Below are 17,630 nucleotides of genomic sequence, written 5' to 3' on the forward strand. Positions count from 1 at the left end.
GCAACTGTTTTCATCTGCATTATACTTTTTCTTTTTCATAGGAGCGATTATAATAGAAACGGAGGGATTTTTAATGAATCTAGATACAATACAAAAACAAGTAGAACAGGCTGTTGATGAAGTTTGTGATGCCGCACATCTACATGAAGGTCAGCTTTTTGTCGTTGGTTGCTCTTCTTCTGAAGTCTTAGGCGAAATGATTGGCACTCACACAAATGTGGATGTTGCCAAAGTCATTTATGAAGGTATCGTTCATGTATTAGAGCCAAGAAAAATTGATCTAGCCGTACAATGTTGTGAACATTTAAATCGTGCTTTAGTTGTCAATGAATCTGTTATGAAAAAGTATAATTTAGAACAGGTCAATGCCATTCCTCAACCTAATCATGCAGGTGGTGCTTTGGGAACGGTAGCCTATGAAGAAATGAAAGATGCCGTTGTTGTTGAGGATATCCATGCCCAAGCCGATGCAGGAATCGATATTGGTAGTACTCTAATTGGTATGCACATTCATCCTGTTGTTGTTCCTTTACGTATTTCTTTCGATACCATTGGACAAGCTCGTTTAACTTGTGCACGACGTCGTCCTAAATATGTTGGTGGTGCTCGTGCCATTTATGATCAAAATTTAATGTAGAAAATTTCCTCATCTAAACAAAAAATTCACTTTGCATTGATATTCTATCAATCGAGGTGATTTTTTTATGCCAAATTTTATTTACTATGATTATATGAAAAGTCGCGTTTGTCTTGTGAAAGAAGATCAAACTACTTATGAAACAGATACAAATATCAAAAAATATCTGGATCGAATTTGTTTAGAGAATGGATCTACGCTAAAAGGCCGTATGGAAGCCTATAAATATAATATGTCACGTTTTCGTCGTATTCCTATTCTTGTCAATCAACATTTACTGTATTTCCCCGTTTCTACCGTTGAACATATGGAAGATACCTATGTAAATATGTACGCTATTTCGCATATTGAATATCAAGAAAAAATGTGCACGATCCATTTCTTAGATCATACACATCTGAATTGTAAGAATCCCAAACAAATTGAAAAAACCTACTTTTATTCACGCCAATATGCATTGCATTTTTAGCAACCATCACATCCTGCACAATGTGAATCTTTCATAGAATTCTCATAACGTAATGTATTCAAAGCAAATGCTTCAATTTGTACTAATGCATCTTCTGGAAGATGATCTACACCAATAATTGTACATGCTGGATAGGGGGCTTCAAAAAACTGTTTATACACATCCAAGAACGTAGCACGATCTTCTAAATGTTTTAAGTAGATTGTTGTTTTTACAATGTGACGCATTTCCAAATCCATCAAAGAAAGTTGTCCATCCAATTTTTCACAAGCAGTTCGAGCTTGTTGCTCGATTGTTTGACCCTGTCCAATTTGTCCACTCACAAAAACAAAATCTCCCAAACTTACAATATTTGAAATACATTCATCTTGTATATTTTTTCCATGTAGAAATACATTCATAAAGATATCCTCCACGATTATTATACGGATTCTGATTCGTCTTCCAAAGTATTATGCACTAAAATCTTTCGAGGCTTGCTGCCATTGGCAGGACCAATGATGCCTTCTTTTTCTAAAGAATCCATCAAACGAGCAGCACGAGAATATCCCACGGAAAAACGTCGTTGAATCAAGGATGTACTTGCGCGATTCGATTGAATCACGAATTTTTTTACATCTTCATACATGGGATCGGATGAAACGGCTTGTACTTGTCCTCCTTGTGAAGCAATATCTTTGAGTTGAATAAAAGCGTCATCATATTGTGGTTTCCCTTGCGATTTTACGTATTCTGCAATACGATTGACTTCTTCATCCGTAATAAATACACCTTGGATACGATGACAAGTTGTTTCCCCATTCGGTTTATATAACATATCTCCATAGCCTAACAATCGTTCGGCTCCGACTTGATCAATGATGGTTCGAGAATCGACAGCTTGTGAAACCGCAAACGCAATACGACTTGGAATATTGGCTTTGATCACACCTGTAATAACATCGACACTCGGTCTTTGCGTAGCCACAACCAAATGGATACCAGCAGCACGAGCCAATTGGGTAATGCGTTGAATGCTTGCTTCGACTTCTTTAGCAGCCACTAACATTAAATCAGCCAATTCGTCAATAATTACGACAATGCTTGGCATAGGTTGTAGATGTTCTTCTGGATGAGCAGCCACCATTTTATTATAGGCAGTAATATTACGAACACCTGTCTGACCAAATACATCATACCGATGATCCATCATATTGACGATAACTTTTAACGCTTTATTGGCCATATCGCCATCGGTGATCACCGGTGCTAATAAATGTGGTACATCTTGATAAGGGGTAAATTCTACTTTTTTGGGATCAATCAGTACTAACTTAACTTCATCTGGTCGAGTTCGCATCAATAAAGAACAGATAATGGAATTAACACAAACTGATTTTCCTGATCCAGTCGCTCCGGCAATCAATAAGTGTGGCATTCGATTCAATTGTCCATACACATTGGTTCCCATCAAATCTTTTCCTAAACAAAATAACAATTTTTTATCTGCATATTTGGCAGGAATACCACGCATCAAATCTTTCATTTGTACACTGGTTTTTTCCACATTTGGAATTTCAATGCCCACAGCATTCTTTCCTGGAATTGGTGCTTCGATACGAATATCCGTAGCTGCTAATCCCATTTTAATATCGTATTGAAGATTCGAAATCTTGTTTACACGTACACCTAATTCGGGTTTGATTTCAAACTTAGTTACGCTTGGACCAATATGAATCTGTACTAATTCCGCGCCAACACCAAATTCGTTTAGTATTTCAATCAATTTCTTACCTTGTTCCTTGGCAGTAGCGGCATTCACATTATTTTTAGATTTCTTTTCAATGGGATTCAAAACACTTAACGATGGAAGTTTGTAGTCTTTGTATACATCTTCTCCGAAATGGAAGGTTGTCCTTGACTGTTCCACGGGTTTTGTTTCGATAACCGGTTTTATATTTGCGGAATCAATCGGTTCAGGAATGGAGACAGGTTTTGAAACTTCTTTTTTCGAATCTGCATCGATAAAGAGTGATTCCGGTTCATCGGGTTCTTCATCCTCCCATGTATCATCGATGATTGGCTTATTAACTGGTTTTCTTTTCTTTTTCGTTTGTTTCTCTTTTTTGGGTTCATTCACCAACTGAACGATAGAATCATAACCAAATAAGAGAATGCTCATCAATAAGAATAAAATCGCAAATATATAAGAACCAACCACATCAAACATCGATCCCAATACACCAAACAATAGTGTTCCAATCAGTCCGCCTTGCGTAATGACTTCTCCACTTAAAATGGGAATTAGATGTCTGAACACAAATTGAATTCCAAACCAATAGTTGCGACCTAAATCAGAGAATTCTTGAATCGATACAAATAACAGCCCTGCCATCAAGAATAAACACGTTGCGACCCAATATCTTGGTTTGATTCGTTCAAATGAAAAACGAATTAGATGCAATAGGCAGACAATCACAACAAGAACCAACACAGGTATTGTAAAAATGCCCACAAAAAGAGCAACCAAACGATAAAGGAAGCCACCTACTATACCGACTTGGATCATAGCCAAAATGGCCATGGTCGCAATGAAAAGCAGAAGACACATTCGAAGTGCATTCGATTGTGTCTTTTTTGTTGATCTATTTTTTTTCGTGGTTTTTTTTCTTGTTCTTTTTTTTCGCTTGGCATTTGCCATCGAATCACCACCTTTTTATTTTTTACTATTGATTTCCATGATCACAGGAAGGATCATAGGCCGTTTCTTCGTTTGCTTTAAAAGATATTTTGTGACTTTATCACGAATATGGCCTCGTGTTTCCATGTTGTCATATTTCTTCTTTTCAACATCCGCGGTAATGGTGTCTTCCATAATCTTGGCAACATCTTTGGTGATATACTCCGCATCACGCAAATAAATCAATCCACGCGTTTGTACATCAGGGCCATTGATGATCTTCTTTGTTTTGGCATCAATACCAACCGCTAAGATTATGACTCCATCGGTTGATAAAATTTCTCGATCTTTTAATACGACACCAGCCATATCCCAATCTTTATTTCCATCAATTGGTGTTTCTTGTAGTTCCATTTCCATTCGGCAGGAAACCAATCGGCCATTTTCAAATTGAGCTACTTGTCCATTATCTAAAATCAAAATATTATTAGGATTATATCCCATATCCATGGCTAATTGGGCATTGGCATACAATAGACGATATTGCCCTTTTACAGGGATATAGTATTTTGGTCGCAATAAAAATAACATCATTTTCAGATCTTCGATGGAAGGATGCATAGAAACTGTATGACTTGTTAATATTTCCATTTCGCCGCCTTCTTTATAAAGATCATTTTCCATCGAACTGAAAACACGTTCAGCTCCCGGAACGATTGGACTAGCTATACATAGGATGTCATCTTCGTGAAATTCAAATGGTTTGACTTCATTATTAATGATATTATTGATTGTTCGAAAAAGAATCGGTCCTTGTTGAGCGATGATCACCACAATATCTTTTAAATCATTATTGAAATGTTTTTTATCAATGATTAGTTCTTCCGGCACTTCATAACCAATCGCTTTTAAGTTTTCCATCATTTCTTGTTGTTCTTCGGTAAAGAACAACATTTTACGATGATACTTAATACAAGTTTTAATAACTTCTTGCATGCGATAAATACTTTGTAGATAGACACTTACAAATACCCGACGATGATCATTTTGTTCCAGTATTTGTGAAAAATAAGGTGCCAATCGATGATTTGGTGAAGTATGGCCTGGACGATCCGCTCCTTTGCTTTCTTGTAGTAGTACAAATACACCTTCTGTACCTAATTTAGATAAAGCCGATAAACTACCACGATAATTATCCGACAAATCATCGTAATCCTCGATAAACTCACCAGAATATACAATATATCCCTGATTGGTTAGGATAGCTACCCCAAAAGTTCCTGGATAGGCATGGGTAATTGGGAAAAATACAACTTTTCTTCCGCCAATTTTACGAATATCGTGTCGCTTGACGGTATGAATATGAGCCCCTTTTACTTTCATCTGTCGATTCTTTTTTTGAATTTGTCGAGCTGCCAATGGACAAGTATAGACATGGGATGGCACTTCTGCCAACAAATATGGCAGCGCACTAACAACATCATCGTGTCCATGCGTAATAAATACACCTACAACACGATCTTTGTGTTCAATTAAATAGGAAATATCTTGAATTACATATTCAATTCCTAATGATTCTTTTGGATCCGGAAATTTGATGCCTGCTTCTATGACGTAGATATCGCCATCAATTTCGATACACATCATATTTTTTCCATCTTCATCTTGTCCACCCAGCATGAAGATCCGAATCGTTTCTTTCTTTGCATTTGGCTTATGAGTAGGCATAAACCCTCCTTACTTACTTATTTGTTTTTATTATAGCACAATGCTTTTCCATCCATAGAGAAGGTTTTTGCTCTTTCGATATAAACATCGACAAAATCACCAGCTTTGATGTTTTCACCTGTAAAATTGATTATTTTGTTTTCAGGCGAATAACCAGTAAATGTAGAAGGATCTTTTTTGCTTGGACCGTCCACTAAGACTTTCACAACTTTTCCTTCATATTGTTTATTCTTTTCCAAAGCATATTTATTCCACGTTTGATTCAGGATAGCTAATCGTTTGGATTTTTCTTCCATGGGAATGGTATCTTCCATTTTCGCAGCTGGTGTTCCTTCTCTTGGTGAATAAATAAAGGTAAAACAATTATCAAATTTACAATAATTGACCATATCTAATGTATGTTGAAATTGTTCATCGGTCTCATTTGGAAAACCAACGATAATATCCGTACTGATGGCTACACCAGGGATACGATTCTTGATTTTATCAAATAAGGTTTTATACGATTCAGCGGTATAACGTCGACCCATTTTTTTCAACACATCCGTATCACCCGATTGCATTGGCAAATGTACAAATGGCATAATATTGTCATATTTAGCTATCGCATCAATCATGGCATCTGAAAAGTCCCAAGGATGACTGGTCATAAAACGAATACGCGGTATTTCTGTTTCAGCAACTTTTGCGAGTAGTGTCGCAAAATCATAATCTGCAGATAAATCTTTACCATATGCATTCACATTTTGTCCCAACAAAGTGATTTCTTTATATCCATCATTTTTCAGTTCGTTAACTTCTTTTAAGATTTCATCCATCGTCCGTGATCGTTCTTTTCCTCGTGTATAAGGGACGATACAATAGGTACAAAATTTATCACATCCATACATGATATTGACCCATGCTTTATTATTTCCAAAGCGATGAACAGGTAAGTTTTCATACACTTCTCCTTCTTTGGAATAGATTTGGATCAAACGTTCATGTTGATACATCACTTTATAAAGCATGTTTGGTAAATCTTGAATATTATGTGTACCAAACATCAAACGAACTTGTGGATATTTGTCGATAATGGTATGAACCAATTTTTCCTCTTGAGCCATGCATCCACAAACACCAATCACAAGATCTTTATTTTCACGATATACTCGTTTTAAATTGCCAACTTGCCCCAAAACTTTTTCTTCCGCATTTTGACGAACCGCACAAGTATTGATCAATACTACATCGGCTTTTTCTGGTGATTCACTTGGCTCAAAATTCATCGCATCAAGAATACCAGCCAGTGTTTCACTGTCTCGCTGATTAGCTTGGCAACCAAAAGTAGAAATATAATACTTTTTCCCTTTGCCGATATATCGAACATAGTCTTCTAATTCAAAATGATTTATATAAGGTACGGCCTTTTTGGTTCGTTTTTGTGCAGCTTTTAAATCGGGTAAGATCCAATCAGATTTTATTTTCATATGTCATTCCTTTCATGCAAAAAAAAGAAGGAGCCAAGCTGTTTGGCCTGACTCCTAATGGATACGAATTCTTATTGAGTAATTGCACTAACTGGGCAAGTTCCTACACAAGATCCACAATCGATGCAAGTTCCTGCATCACATTGAGATTTTCCTTCATCATCCATTGAAAGTGCTCCAACTGGGCATCCTCCCACGCAAGCACCACAACCGATGCAAGTATCCTTATCAATAGTTACAGCCATAATTATGTCCTCCTTTAAAATTTCCTCTAAAAACAGTATAGAACAAATAGAAAAGGATTCAAGTTAAAACGGTAAGTTACAACTAATTAAATTAGTTAATTTTATTTAGCAATTTCTTGTGCGCGAACTTCACGAATAATATTTACTTTGATTTGTCCTGGATATGTCAATTCTTCCTCAATTTGGTCTTTAATATCTCGTGATAATTTAATACATGTCAAATCATCCACTTCTTCTGGATTGACCATTACACGAATCTCTCGACCAGCTTGAATTGCATAGGCAGCCTTAACGCCTTCATGTTCTTTCGCAATTTTCTCTAAGTTCTCTAAACGTTCAATATAGGCTTGTGCGCTTTCTTTACGTGCACCTGGACGAGCTGCACTGATTGTATCAGCCGCGATAACCAAATGACTTGTCAAATATTTAGGTTCCACATCTCCATGATGGGATTGAATCGCATTTAATACGATATCTTTTTCACCATGCTTCTTACAGAACTTATATCCTAATTCAACATGAGAGCCATCATGTTCTTCCACATTCAAAGCTTTACCAATATCATGAAGTAAACCAGCACGTTTCGCAATATGTTGATTTAAGCCCAATTCAGCAGCCATACTACCTGCTAAATAAGCTACTTCCATTGAATGCTGCAAAGCATTTTGGCCATATGAATAACGATATTTCAATACACCGAGTTGCTTTACAATTTCGCGATCAATTCGACCAATTCCTAATTTATAAACGGCTTCTTCTCCAGCTTTTAGGATTTCCTGATCGACTTCTTTTTGGTACTTTTTCACAACATCTTCAATTCGTCCTGGTTGGATGCGGCCATCGCGAATTAAATGTTCAAGGGCAAGACGTGCAATTTCACGACGAACGGGATTAAAACATGTAATGGTAATCACATCTGGTGTATCATCAATGTTCAATTCCACACCTGTCATTTTTTCAAAAGCACGAATGTTTCGACCTTCACGACCAATGATACGCCCTTTCATTTCTTCACTCGGAATAGAAACAACACTAACCGTACGTTCCTGGGTTTCGGTTTGTGACATCCGTTCGATGGCTAAGGCAATGATTTCCTGTGCCTTTCGATTTGCGGTTTCTTTTGCTTCATCTTCCTTATCTTTGATGTATGCAATTGTTTCATGCTGCATCTTCTTTTCGACTTTCGCAAATAATTCCTTTTTGGCATCTTGACTCGACATTTTAGCCACGCCTTCTAGGACATCGATTTGTTTATCAATTTGTTCTTGTAATGTTTTCTCTTTTTGATCTAGTGATGACAGTTTATCAGTTACTTTCTGCATCTTGTCATTAACCTGGCGTTCTTTTTGCGTCAACGCTTCATCACGAAAATTCAAACTGTCTTCTCGACGAATTAATTTGTTTTCGAAATCCGTGTTTTCTTGTTTTCGCTCTTTGATTTCTTTTTCAGCTTCCACACGCAAATCATGTGCTTGTGTTTTTCCATCTAAAACCGCCTGTTTAATACGAGATTGTGCCTCATTTTCGGCATCTTTTAAGATTCTTTCGGCATTTTGCTGATTCTTATTCAAACCTGCTTTGGAATAAATCACCATTGCGATAATTCCAATCACAAGTCCTGCTATCCCAGATAAAGAGATAATAGCCATATTGCTCATACTATTCCTCCTTGAATCTAAGCCGAATATAATTATACATTTTTTTTACACAAGTTACAATGTATATTCATCGTCCATGTAACCGTTATCACACTTTTGACATCGACCTATTTGAAAACTATAATAAGTTTATGAAATCTCTACAACGATATGAACAAGTAAAAGACTATGTCTATACAAAATACACAAAAATCTATAATGAGCCTTTACGTCAAGAAGCTTTGACCCATACAGCTCAAGTGGACACCTGTATTACCATCTTAGCGATGGCACGAAACCAGAATGTCGAAATAGCTAAGATCATCGCATTATTCCATGATTTTGCACAATTCACTCAAAATTGTTCCCATGATGAACATGCTCGTTTGAGCAGTATTTTAGCGAATCGATATCTTACTGAAACGGATTTATTTAAAACCAAAGAAATCGACGATATTTGTTACGCTATTGCCCAACACAGTCATAAAGAACAATATGATTCGCCATATTGTGAATTGATCAAAGATGCAGATATCTTAGCTCGATTCTTTACAGATCCAACCATGGAATTGGACCACAAACGGAAACAACGTTTATTAGATGCCTGTGATGACATTCATAGTTAAAACGGTTGATAATGAAAAGCTAAATTTTTGCTTAATTGGCCTTGCAGATTCTGTAGGGCTTTTTTAAAAGATTTTGTATCATAAATAATCAAATCAATATAAGCGTAGCTTTTTCCAATAGCTCCTCCAATGACTTTTGCTGCCCCGATTTTTGTCATTTGTTCATCCAATTGTTTGGATAAATTTTGACGCAATATCGCATCTTCCTTTGAATGAAAAGGATTCAAATAATAAATATAGCCAAATTCTCCATCTTTGGCTTTCAAATCAGAAACAACATCATGTTGTTGAGAAATAGATTCTTCAATCAACAATGGATGGGTCGTAAAAATATATTTCATATCTTTGCGTAAAGAATCATCAGCAATTTCTTTAATTGGTCGATACACCGAATAAATATCGGTTGGATGTTCATAGGTTGGCCACTTTTCTTTTTTTACGATTTCATCAATTTTTTCATAGAATTCGATCAAGTTACAAAAATCTCTTTGGTCATCAGGTTGATCGATAAAATCCACTTTCGAAAGATAAGCTTCATATGCATTTTCCCCAATGGCCAATTCCACAAGGTACATACTCATTTCTTTTTTTCTTTCGGTATTATCAATCAACGAATAGCTTGGATTATATACATCACAAGCAATCATTTTGTTCTTAGTATCTACCGTATAAAAGACAAAAAAGTCATTCAAATAATATTCTTGATCTTTGATCTTAACTTGTGCCTCAATTGCTTTTTGTGACATAGGTGGTAATACATCATTTAGTATCCATTTTGAACGAATAGCTTGAGGTGCTTGTTCGACACAATATCGAGTCAAATATTGGCTCGTTTTATTAGGACCGGGATCAAACACCAGTTCAAGATATTCGCTGCTATCTTCTACAAAGAAATGGGCACCAAATTTTTCCATGGCTTCATCATCCATTTTTTCAATGGATTCTTGTAACTGTTTATATGATTTATCTTTTAGACTTTGAATAATAGTATTTTCTTCGGATTGAAAATGTTTCCAAAACATTTCCACGTTGTTTTTTACTGTCATTGAATCGCCTCTATCTTTCTATCACTTTTAAAAAAAGTCCATCCCAAAGATGGACCATTGATTATCCAATCGAATTGGACATATCTAGTTTTAATAACTGATTCAATTCAACTGCATATTCCATTGGTAATTCACGAGTAAATGGTTCCAAGAATCCCATGACGATCATTTCAGTTGCTTGCTCTTCCGTCAATCCACGTGACATTAAATAGAATAGTTGTTCTTCATCCACATTGGATACAGTTGCTTCGTGTTCAATTTGTGATGTTTCATTCTGTAGTATATTTAGTGGAACGGTATCACTTCTTGACTTCTCATCCAAGATCAGTGTATCACATTCGACTTTGCACTTGGAATGATCTGCATTTTTATTCATGCGAACCCAACCACGGAAATTGACTTCTCCACCATTACGAGCTACCGATTTCGAAATCATGGTACCTTTCGTATGTGGTGCCAAATGAATCATTTTACTTCCTGTATCTTGTTTTTGGCCTTGTGAACCAACCGCAATAGAAATAGCTGTTCCTTTGGCATATGGTTCTGCAAGAATGGTACAAGGATATTTCATATTGATATGTGATCCAATATTTCCATCTACCCATTCCATATGACCATTTTCAGAGACAATAGCTCGTTGCGTAACCAAATTCAAAATATTGCTTGACCAGTTTTGTACTGTTGAATACCGACAATGTGCATTCTTTTTCACAAAGATTTCAACTACAGCCGCATGCAAAGAATCTTTAGAATATACCGGTGCCGTACAACCTTCTACATAGTTGATATCGGCTCCTTCATCCACAATGATCAAGGTACGTTCAAATTGTCCCATCTGCATTGTATTGATACGGAAATACGATTGTAACGGTTTTTCGAGATGTACTCCAGGTGGTACATAAATAAACACACCACCTGACCAAACAGCAGTATTTAATGCTGCATATTTGTTGTCCGTATAGGGAACGACTTTTCCAAAATAATCCTTTACCAAATCTGGGCATGTTTTGACAGCGGTATCTGTATCCAAGAAAATAACACCATTTTCTTGCACTTCTTCCAACATGTTATGATATACAACTTCACTTTCATATTGTGTAGAAACACCGGCTAAATATTTTTGTTCTGCTTCTGGAATACCTAATTTATTAAAGGTATTTCGAATCGTTTCTGGTACTTCATCCCAATTGTGTTCTTCTTTTTCACTAGGTTTAATGTAATAAATATAATCATCAAAATTAATATGGCTTAAGTCTGGTCCCCAATCGGGATTTTTTTGTTCCACAAAAGAATGGTACGCTTTCAAACGAATATCTAACATCCATTCGGGTTCTTTTTTCGCTTTTGAAATGGTACGAACAACTTCTTCATTTAAGCCTTTGCCGGTATTAAAAACACTGACATCCTTATCATGAAAGCCATACTCATAATCTGTTGATAATTTAATTTCTTTTTCGTCTGCCATTACTTCTCCTCACTTTCCGTGATGATATCACGCAATGCCTTCCAACCAATTGTGGCACAATTAATTCGATTGGCTTGTTTACCTACGTTTTTAAACGCAATGGCTTCTTCCATCATATCGCTATCATATGGTCTATCATCGATCATCGCAAAATAGTTATCAATAATTTCTTTTGCTTGATCGACAGTTTTGCCTTTGACAAGTTCTGTCATGATGGATGTAGATGCTGTAGAAATGGTACAAGCAACACCATCAAAACGTACATCCTTGATCACATTATCTTCAATATCTGCTTGTACTGTAATATCATCAATACAAGATTCACTATCCATATGTTTGGATAAATATTTTCTATCATTTGTTAATTCATGATTACGTGGATACTCATAATGATCCATGATGATATCACGCATTAAATTCGGATCGATTTCCATGTTCTGTCCTCCTTAAAAGAAAATATTGATACATTTTTCTAATGTCGCTTCTTTCAAACCAGCAGCTAATGCATCCACTTCTTCGAATGTATTATAGATATAAAAGCTTGCTCGCACCGTACCAAACGCATTAATTACTTCCGGTAATAATTTGGCACAATGTGTGCCTGAACGAACGGCAATACCACGTGTATTTAAGAAACTAGCCACATCTTGCGCTGGAATCATCTTACCATGATCATATACATTAAATGTGACAATACCGGATCGTGCATTGGCATTATAGATTTTCACATGATCACAATCGGCTAATGCTTCCAATAAATGTTTCTTTAAAGCAACTTCATGAGCATGAATATCATCAAAACCGATGGAAGAAACATACTTCATGGCCGCTGCCATACCAATTGCACCTTCAATGGGTTGTGTTCCACTTTCAAATTTTAAAGGCGATTTCTTTAAGGTCACTGTACCATCTTTATAAAAACGTGCATTGGATTCCCCACCATAAAATACAGGTTCTAACGCATCAAAATATTTCTTTTTTCCATACATGATACCAATTCCTGTTGGACCACATAATTTATGAGCGGATAAAACAAAGAAATCTACATCGAGATCTTGTACATCAATTTTCATATGTGGTGCACTCTGTGCACCATCGACAATTATGATCGTCCCATTTTCATGACATAATTTTGCCATTTCTTTAATAGGTGCCTCAAATCCCAATACGTTTGAAATTTGGGCTACACAAACCACTTTAATACTTGGTGTGAGAACTTTCTTAAAATTATCAATCGTAATTTTGCCTTCCTCATCTAAAGGAATATATTCGATATCCAAATCTTTTTTAGCTTTAAACCAAGGCAGGACACTGGAGGCATGTTCGGCTTGATCCGTCAATACGCCATCGCCATCTTTTAGCACCTGATCAATTAACATGAGCGCAATTTCATTTAGTCCCTCACTGGATCCGGATGTGAAAGCAACTTCTTCACGATATTTTGCATTGATGAATTTTTGAGCGGTATCACGAGCACCTTCAAAAGCCGCATCGACTTGCGCACTCATTTCATAATCGCCACGATGGGCATTCGCTCCTAAATAGGTATAATAATGAACAACCGCATCAATAACTGGTTGAGGTTTTAATGTAGTGGCACTGTTATCTAAATAAATCATCGGATGACCCGACATTTCTCTTTGTAGAATTGGAAAGTCGTTTCGTATCTTATTGATTTCCATACAGTCCCACCTTGCTTTCCATTTCTTGTTGTAATTGTTGTTTTAAATCTTTATCTTCAATTAAGTCTAACACGGGCAAAAAATAACCAACACTCAACAAACCGATTGCTTGTTTTTTGGTTAAACCGCGTGATTGTAAATAATACATTTGATCTTCATCTGGTTGGCCTACTGTCAGTGCATGACTTGCTTTTACATCATTTTCATCAATCAACAATAAGGGAATACATTTTGTCATATGGTCTTTTCCCAACGTCAAAACCCGGGTTGCTTGATGAGATTGTGCACTTTTACAGCCCTTTAAGATGTTACCATTGGCCACCATTTCGTAATGTCCATGCTCCAATAAAACGGCAAAATTTTTAATCTCTCCATCTGTATATGGTGCATCATGACGTACTTCCATATCGCAGATTTTGGCTTGATTGGCCATACATAACTGACCAGATAAAATTTCATATTGGGCACCTGGTTCAACTAAGTCAACAAAATGGTGCCAATCAACCGGTGCATCTTCCATATCTAAGAATCCCATATGACAGGTGGCATCCTGATATACATTAACTTTTATATTAAGATCCAAGGCATTTTGCGCTTGATTATAAATAAAAACATTGATATTTGCACTGGCTTGTACATTCATTTGGAAGGCATATGCATTGGCATCGGGTGCAATTGTCACAAATAATGTACCTTTGCTATGAGGTTGAACAGAAATTATATGTTCTTGTTTCTGATGAATGGAGATCGTTTCATAAAAGTTATCTTTTAATACGGTTTCCATATGCTTACACCCCTTGCTTAACAGCACATGCCCCTAAGGATACAGGTTGCTTCTTTTCTTCTTTTTTAGCTTGTACACCTACTTCTTCTTCGATCCACTCATATCCTTCTTTATCTACTTTTTCAACCAATGTGGCATCACCACTTGCAACGATTTGACCATCGATCAAGATATGTGCATGTGTTGGTTTTAGATATTCTAAAAATCTTGCATAGTGAGAAACAATGATCAAGCCAGAATCACATTCTTCTTGTGATTTCATAACCGCATCGGCCACGATTCGTAAAGCATCGACATCCAAGCCAGAATCGATTTCATCCAACATCGCAATGCTTGGTTTCAACATGGTCATTTGAACAATTTCATTTCTTTTCTTTTCGCCACCAGAAAAGCCATCATTTACAAATCGATGGGCTAGATCTGATTTCATTTGGAGTGAGCTGATAGCTCCTTCCATTTGTTTGATAAATTGGAACAATCCAATTGGTTTTTCACGACGTGCATTGATGGCACTTCGCAAGAAATCCGAATTGGTTACACCTGAGATTTCAGGTGGATATTGCATACCCAAGAACAATCCTGCTTTACTTCTTTGATCAACAGGCATGGATAAAATATCCTTTCCGTCTAAGGTAATTGTACCTTGTGTTACTGTATATTTAGGATTTCCCATGATGGCAGCCAACAATGTACTTTTTCCATTTCCATTTGGCCCCATTAACGCATGGCGTTCACCACTTTGAATGGTAAGATCTAATCCTTTTAAAATTTCTTTCTCTTCGACTGATACATGAAGATCATGAATTGCTAATTCTACCATTATTCTTTCCTCTTTTCACTGGCATATCATACCAAAGTTCCCTATAAATCTCAATTGTTACGCACATTGCAATTTAGACCTATTTTTCGTATAATTGAAAAGACTTTCAAGGAGGTTATGACATATGGGTCAATTTCTTAGAGACAATTGGTTTGTCGTTGTAATTGCCATTGTGATCATTGGTTTTGTTTCCTATTTCATCTATGACAGCAACAAATATAATGTTTCTTCAATGAAATATGGAGATTCCGATGTAGTCATGAGCGTGACTGGCGGCAACGTTACAGCGGATGAAATATATTCTGATCTTTCCAAAGATGATGGAGAACTTCTCTATAATTTATATAAAAATGCAGTCGTTTCTCAAACAGTAAAAGAAACAGATAAAATTAAAAATGATGCAAAGACATTGCAGGACAATATTGTAAGTTATGCGAAACAACAAGATTCAGATAATTACAAACAAATTATTGAACAAGAATTATATGCATATGGATATTCAAGTTATGATGATTTGGATGACTATTGTTTAGAAAGCGTAAAAGAAGCCCAAATGAATGAAAACTATGTCGATAATCATTTTGCCAGCTTATCTAAAGCAGTCGTCTCAAAAAAACCACGTACAATATCTATCATTACGATGTCTGTATCCGATGCAAGCAATTTAACATCCGACGAACAAAAGAAGAAAGTTAACATTGATAGTGCCCTACAAAAAGAAAGTTTCGCGAAAACGGCAACCACCTATTCTGAAGATACAACAGCTAGCGATAAGGGTGTATATGGTTATATTGATGAAGATGATAAAGACAGCAGTAGCAGTTCTTTAGATTCTAGCGTTATTGAAGCCGCTTTAAAATTAAAAAAAGGAGAAACCTCCGATTGGATCACGGTCACTGACAGTGATGCTGGTACAACAACTTTGTATAAAGTTCACGTCAATGAAACAGATGTAAATCAAATTCATAAAAGTAAGAATACGACCATCAAACGTCAATTGCTGAATGCAATCTTAAATGACAATACAGGTTTATCCACTAAAATTGTGCAGGCCAATGCAAAGAAATTAAAAATCTCTATTAAAGATAAAACCACGAAAAAGAAATTAAATGCTTATATCAATGAGCAATTGAAAGGAGATGCTTCCAATGAATAAAAAGCGTATCCTAACGATCAGTTTATGTGCCCTTATGCTAACTGGATGTTCTGGTCACAATACTTCTGTGTCCAATGGTGATTCCACATTAATGACAGTCGGTGATACATCATATACAAAAAATGATGTATATACTTTATTAAAGAATACCAGTGGTACATCCGATGGAATGACACATATTCAAAGTATTATCTATAATAAAGAAGTAGGTAAAACCAAAGCGATGAAAGAGGAAGCTGAAAAACAATATGAAAGTTATACATCGGCTTCGGATGACTTCGAAAAACAAATCAAAGCACAAGGATATACAAAAAAGACGTATATCAATGAAGTCATATTGCCTACCATCCAAGCAGATAAATTATTAGATAAATATTTCCAAGACAATAAAAAAGCCATCAAGAAAAAATATAAACCTTCCATGGCTATCATCATTCAATGTGATAGTGAAAAGAAAGCCAATCAAGCACTTGCTGAATTAAAAAAAGGAACAGCACAAAAAGATGTTATTTCCAAATATCAAAGTTCAGATTCCAATTTTTCAGACAGTGCTACATTGATTACCACCAAAACGAGTGGTGTACCTACTCGTTTAGTAAAAACTTTATACAATCAATCCAATACAGGTCTTGTTGACGAAGTATTTACGAGTGATGACGAAGATTCAAATACGGCTTATGTCGCAATCCTTCAAACAAATTCATATAGCAAGCTCGTTTCAAAATTAAAAGATAGTTTATCATCGGATTCCGATCTAAGTTCTGAATGTATGAAATATTATTTAAAGAAGTATAACTTTGAAGTACATGACCAAGATATATTTGATTATTTACGTTCCAATAATCCAGAATATTTAGTTAATCATCCAGAACTTGCTGAATCCAGTAGTAATTCATCAAATTCGTAATTTATACACCTGACAGAAATGTCAGGTGTGTTTTTTTTGTTGTTCTTCGAGCACATATCGATAATTGAATTCTTCTGTATCTTGCAATCCAATGTAATATAGAGTTTGGATGTTTTCATCATTAAAAAGATAAAAGTGAGAAGAATCTAAAACACCTTCTGGCCATAAGACAGCTGCATAATCATAAATCTTATCGGAACCCACTTGATTTTGAAGACGTCCAACGATCATTAAACGTTTTTTCCCTTGTTTTAAAGTTACCACAGTACCTAAGGGTAATAATTCTTTCATTCTAACCTC

18 protein-coding genes are annotated in these 17,630 nt (G+C 36.0%); 5 read left to right on the top strand and 13 right to left on the bottom strand.

Annotation, left to right across the window (positions count from 1 at the left end; translation table 11 throughout):
* Positions 1-73 precede the first annotated feature (73 nt).
* Both EDX97_RS04420 and EDX97_RS04425 read left to right on the top strand, forming a co-directional pair.
* Positions 74-637, top strand: coding sequence for a TIGR01440 family protein (locus EDX97_RS04420; RefSeq protein ID WP_128519960.1), 564 nt, complete (start codon positions 74-76; stop codon positions 635-637).
* A 67-nt stretch (positions 638-704) separates the two neighbouring features.
* Complete coding sequence (locus EDX97_RS04425; RefSeq protein WP_128519961.1) at positions 705-1,106, top strand: competence protein ComK; 402 nt, start codon at positions 705-707, stop codon at positions 1,104-1,106.
* Here EDX97_RS04425 and EDX97_RS04430 read toward each other — a convergent pair.
* From EDX97_RS04430 to rny, 6 genes are all read right to left on the bottom strand, one after another.
* Positions 1,103-1,507 (bottom strand): RidA family protein, encoded by a 405-nt coding sequence (locus tag EDX97_RS04430; protein WP_128519962.1) that lies wholly within the window; start codon positions 1,505-1,507, stop codon positions 1,103-1,105. The genes EDX97_RS04425 and EDX97_RS04430 overlap by 4 nt on opposite strands.
* 20 nt (positions 1,508-1,527) lie before the next feature.
* Positions 1,528-3,786, bottom strand: coding sequence for a DNA translocase FtsK (locus EDX97_RS04435; protein ID WP_128519963.1), 2,259 nt, complete (start codon positions 3,784-3,786; stop codon positions 1,528-1,530).
* Positions 3,787-3,801: 15 nt separating this feature from the next.
* Positions 3,802-5,493 carry a ribonuclease J gene (locus EDX97_RS04440; protein WP_128519964.1) on the bottom strand — a complete coding sequence of 564 codons (1,692 nt, stop codon included), beginning with the start codon at positions 5,491-5,493 and terminating at the stop codon, positions 3,802-3,804.
* Between the two features lie 17 nt (positions 5,494-5,510).
* Entirely contained in the window at positions 5,511-6,962 is a 1,452-nt protein-coding gene (gene miaB, locus EDX97_RS04445) for a tRNA (N6-isopentenyl adenosine(37)-C2)-methylthiotransferase MiaB (protein WP_128519965.1), read from the bottom strand.
* 71 nt (positions 6,963-7,033) lie between these two features.
* Positions 7,034-7,207, bottom strand: a complete 174-nt coding sequence (locus EDX97_RS04450; RefSeq protein WP_128519966.1) for a 4Fe-4S binding protein — start codon at positions 7,205-7,207, stop codon at positions 7,034-7,036.
* Positions 7,208-7,308: 101 nt separating this feature from the next.
* Positions 7,309-8,865 carry a ribonuclease Y gene (rny, locus tag EDX97_RS04455; protein ID WP_128519967.1) on the bottom strand — a complete coding sequence of 519 codons (1,557 nt, stop codon included), beginning with the start codon at positions 8,863-8,865 and terminating at the stop codon, positions 7,309-7,311.
* A 131-nt stretch (positions 8,866-8,996) separates the two neighbouring features.
* On the opposite strand from rny, the gene EDX97_RS04460 reads away from it, so the two are divergent.
* Positions 8,997-9,470: an HD domain-containing protein gene (locus tag EDX97_RS04460; RefSeq protein WP_128519968.1), complete on the top strand. Its 474-nt coding sequence runs from the start codon at positions 8,997-8,999 to the stop codon at positions 9,468-9,470.
* Here EDX97_RS04460 and EDX97_RS04465 read toward each other — a convergent pair.
* From EDX97_RS04465 to sufC, 6 genes are all read right to left on the bottom strand, one after another.
* Positions 9,467-10,516, bottom strand: coding sequence for a hypothetical protein (locus tag EDX97_RS04465; protein ID WP_128519969.1), 1,050 nt, complete (start codon positions 10,514-10,516; stop codon positions 9,467-9,469). The genes EDX97_RS04460 and EDX97_RS04465 overlap by 4 nt on opposite strands.
* A 61-nt stretch (positions 10,517-10,577) precedes the next feature.
* The gene (sufB, locus tag EDX97_RS04470) at positions 10,578-11,981 is read right to left on the bottom strand and encodes a Fe-S cluster assembly protein SufB (protein ID WP_128519970.1); all 1,404 of its coding nucleotides are present in this window, start codon (positions 11,979-11,981) and stop codon (positions 10,578-10,580) included.
* Positions 11,981-12,415, bottom strand: coding sequence for a Fe-S cluster assembly sulfur transfer protein SufU (gene sufU / locus EDX97_RS04475; RefSeq protein ID WP_128519971.1), 435 nt, complete (start codon positions 12,413-12,415; stop codon positions 11,981-11,983). The genes sufB and sufU overlap by 1 nt, the downstream gene beginning before the upstream one ends.
* Positions 12,416-12,427: 12 nt before the next feature.
* Positions 12,428-13,663, bottom strand: coding sequence for an aminotransferase class V-fold PLP-dependent enzyme (locus tag EDX97_RS04480; RefSeq protein ID WP_128519972.1), 1,236 nt, complete (start codon positions 13,661-13,663; stop codon positions 12,428-12,430).
* Complete coding sequence (locus EDX97_RS04485; RefSeq protein WP_128519973.1) at positions 13,650-14,447, bottom strand: SufD family Fe-S cluster assembly protein; 798 nt, start codon at positions 14,445-14,447, stop codon at positions 13,650-13,652. Before EDX97_RS04485 ends, EDX97_RS04480 begins: the two co-directional genes overlap by 14 nt.
* A gap of 4 nt (positions 14,448-14,451) precedes the next feature.
* The gene (gene sufC / locus EDX97_RS04490; protein ID WP_128519974.1) at positions 14,452-15,267 is read right to left on the bottom strand and encodes a Fe-S cluster assembly ATPase SufC; all 816 of its coding nucleotides are present in this window, start codon (positions 15,265-15,267) and stop codon (positions 14,452-14,454) included.
* Positions 15,268-15,391: 124 nt separating this feature from the next.
* Here sufC and EDX97_RS04495 point away from each other — a divergent pair, with 124 nt between their 5' ends.
* Both EDX97_RS04495 and EDX97_RS04500 read left to right on the top strand, forming a co-directional pair.
* Entirely contained in the window at positions 15,392-16,423 is a 1,032-nt protein-coding gene (locus EDX97_RS04495; RefSeq protein ID WP_128519975.1) for a peptidylprolyl isomerase, read from the top strand.
* Positions 16,416-17,330: a hypothetical protein gene (locus tag EDX97_RS04500; protein ID WP_128519976.1), complete on the top strand. Its 915-nt coding sequence runs from the start codon at positions 16,416-16,418 to the stop codon at positions 17,328-17,330. The genes EDX97_RS04495 and EDX97_RS04500 overlap by 8 nt, the downstream gene beginning before the upstream one ends.
* Before the next feature lie 21 nt (positions 17,331-17,351).
* Here EDX97_RS04500 and EDX97_RS04505 read toward each other — a convergent pair whose 3' ends face one another.
* On the bottom strand, positions 17,352-17,621 hold the full coding sequence (locus EDX97_RS04505) for a DUF4176 domain-containing protein (protein WP_128519977.1): 270 nt from the start codon (positions 17,619-17,621) through the stop codon (positions 17,352-17,354).
* Positions 17,622-17,630 lie beyond the last annotated feature (9 nt).

Source organism: Absicoccus porci (assembly GCF_003725415.1).
GTDB lineage: Bacteria > Bacillota_I > Bacilli_A > Erysipelotrichales > Erysipelotrichaceae > Absicoccus > Absicoccus porci.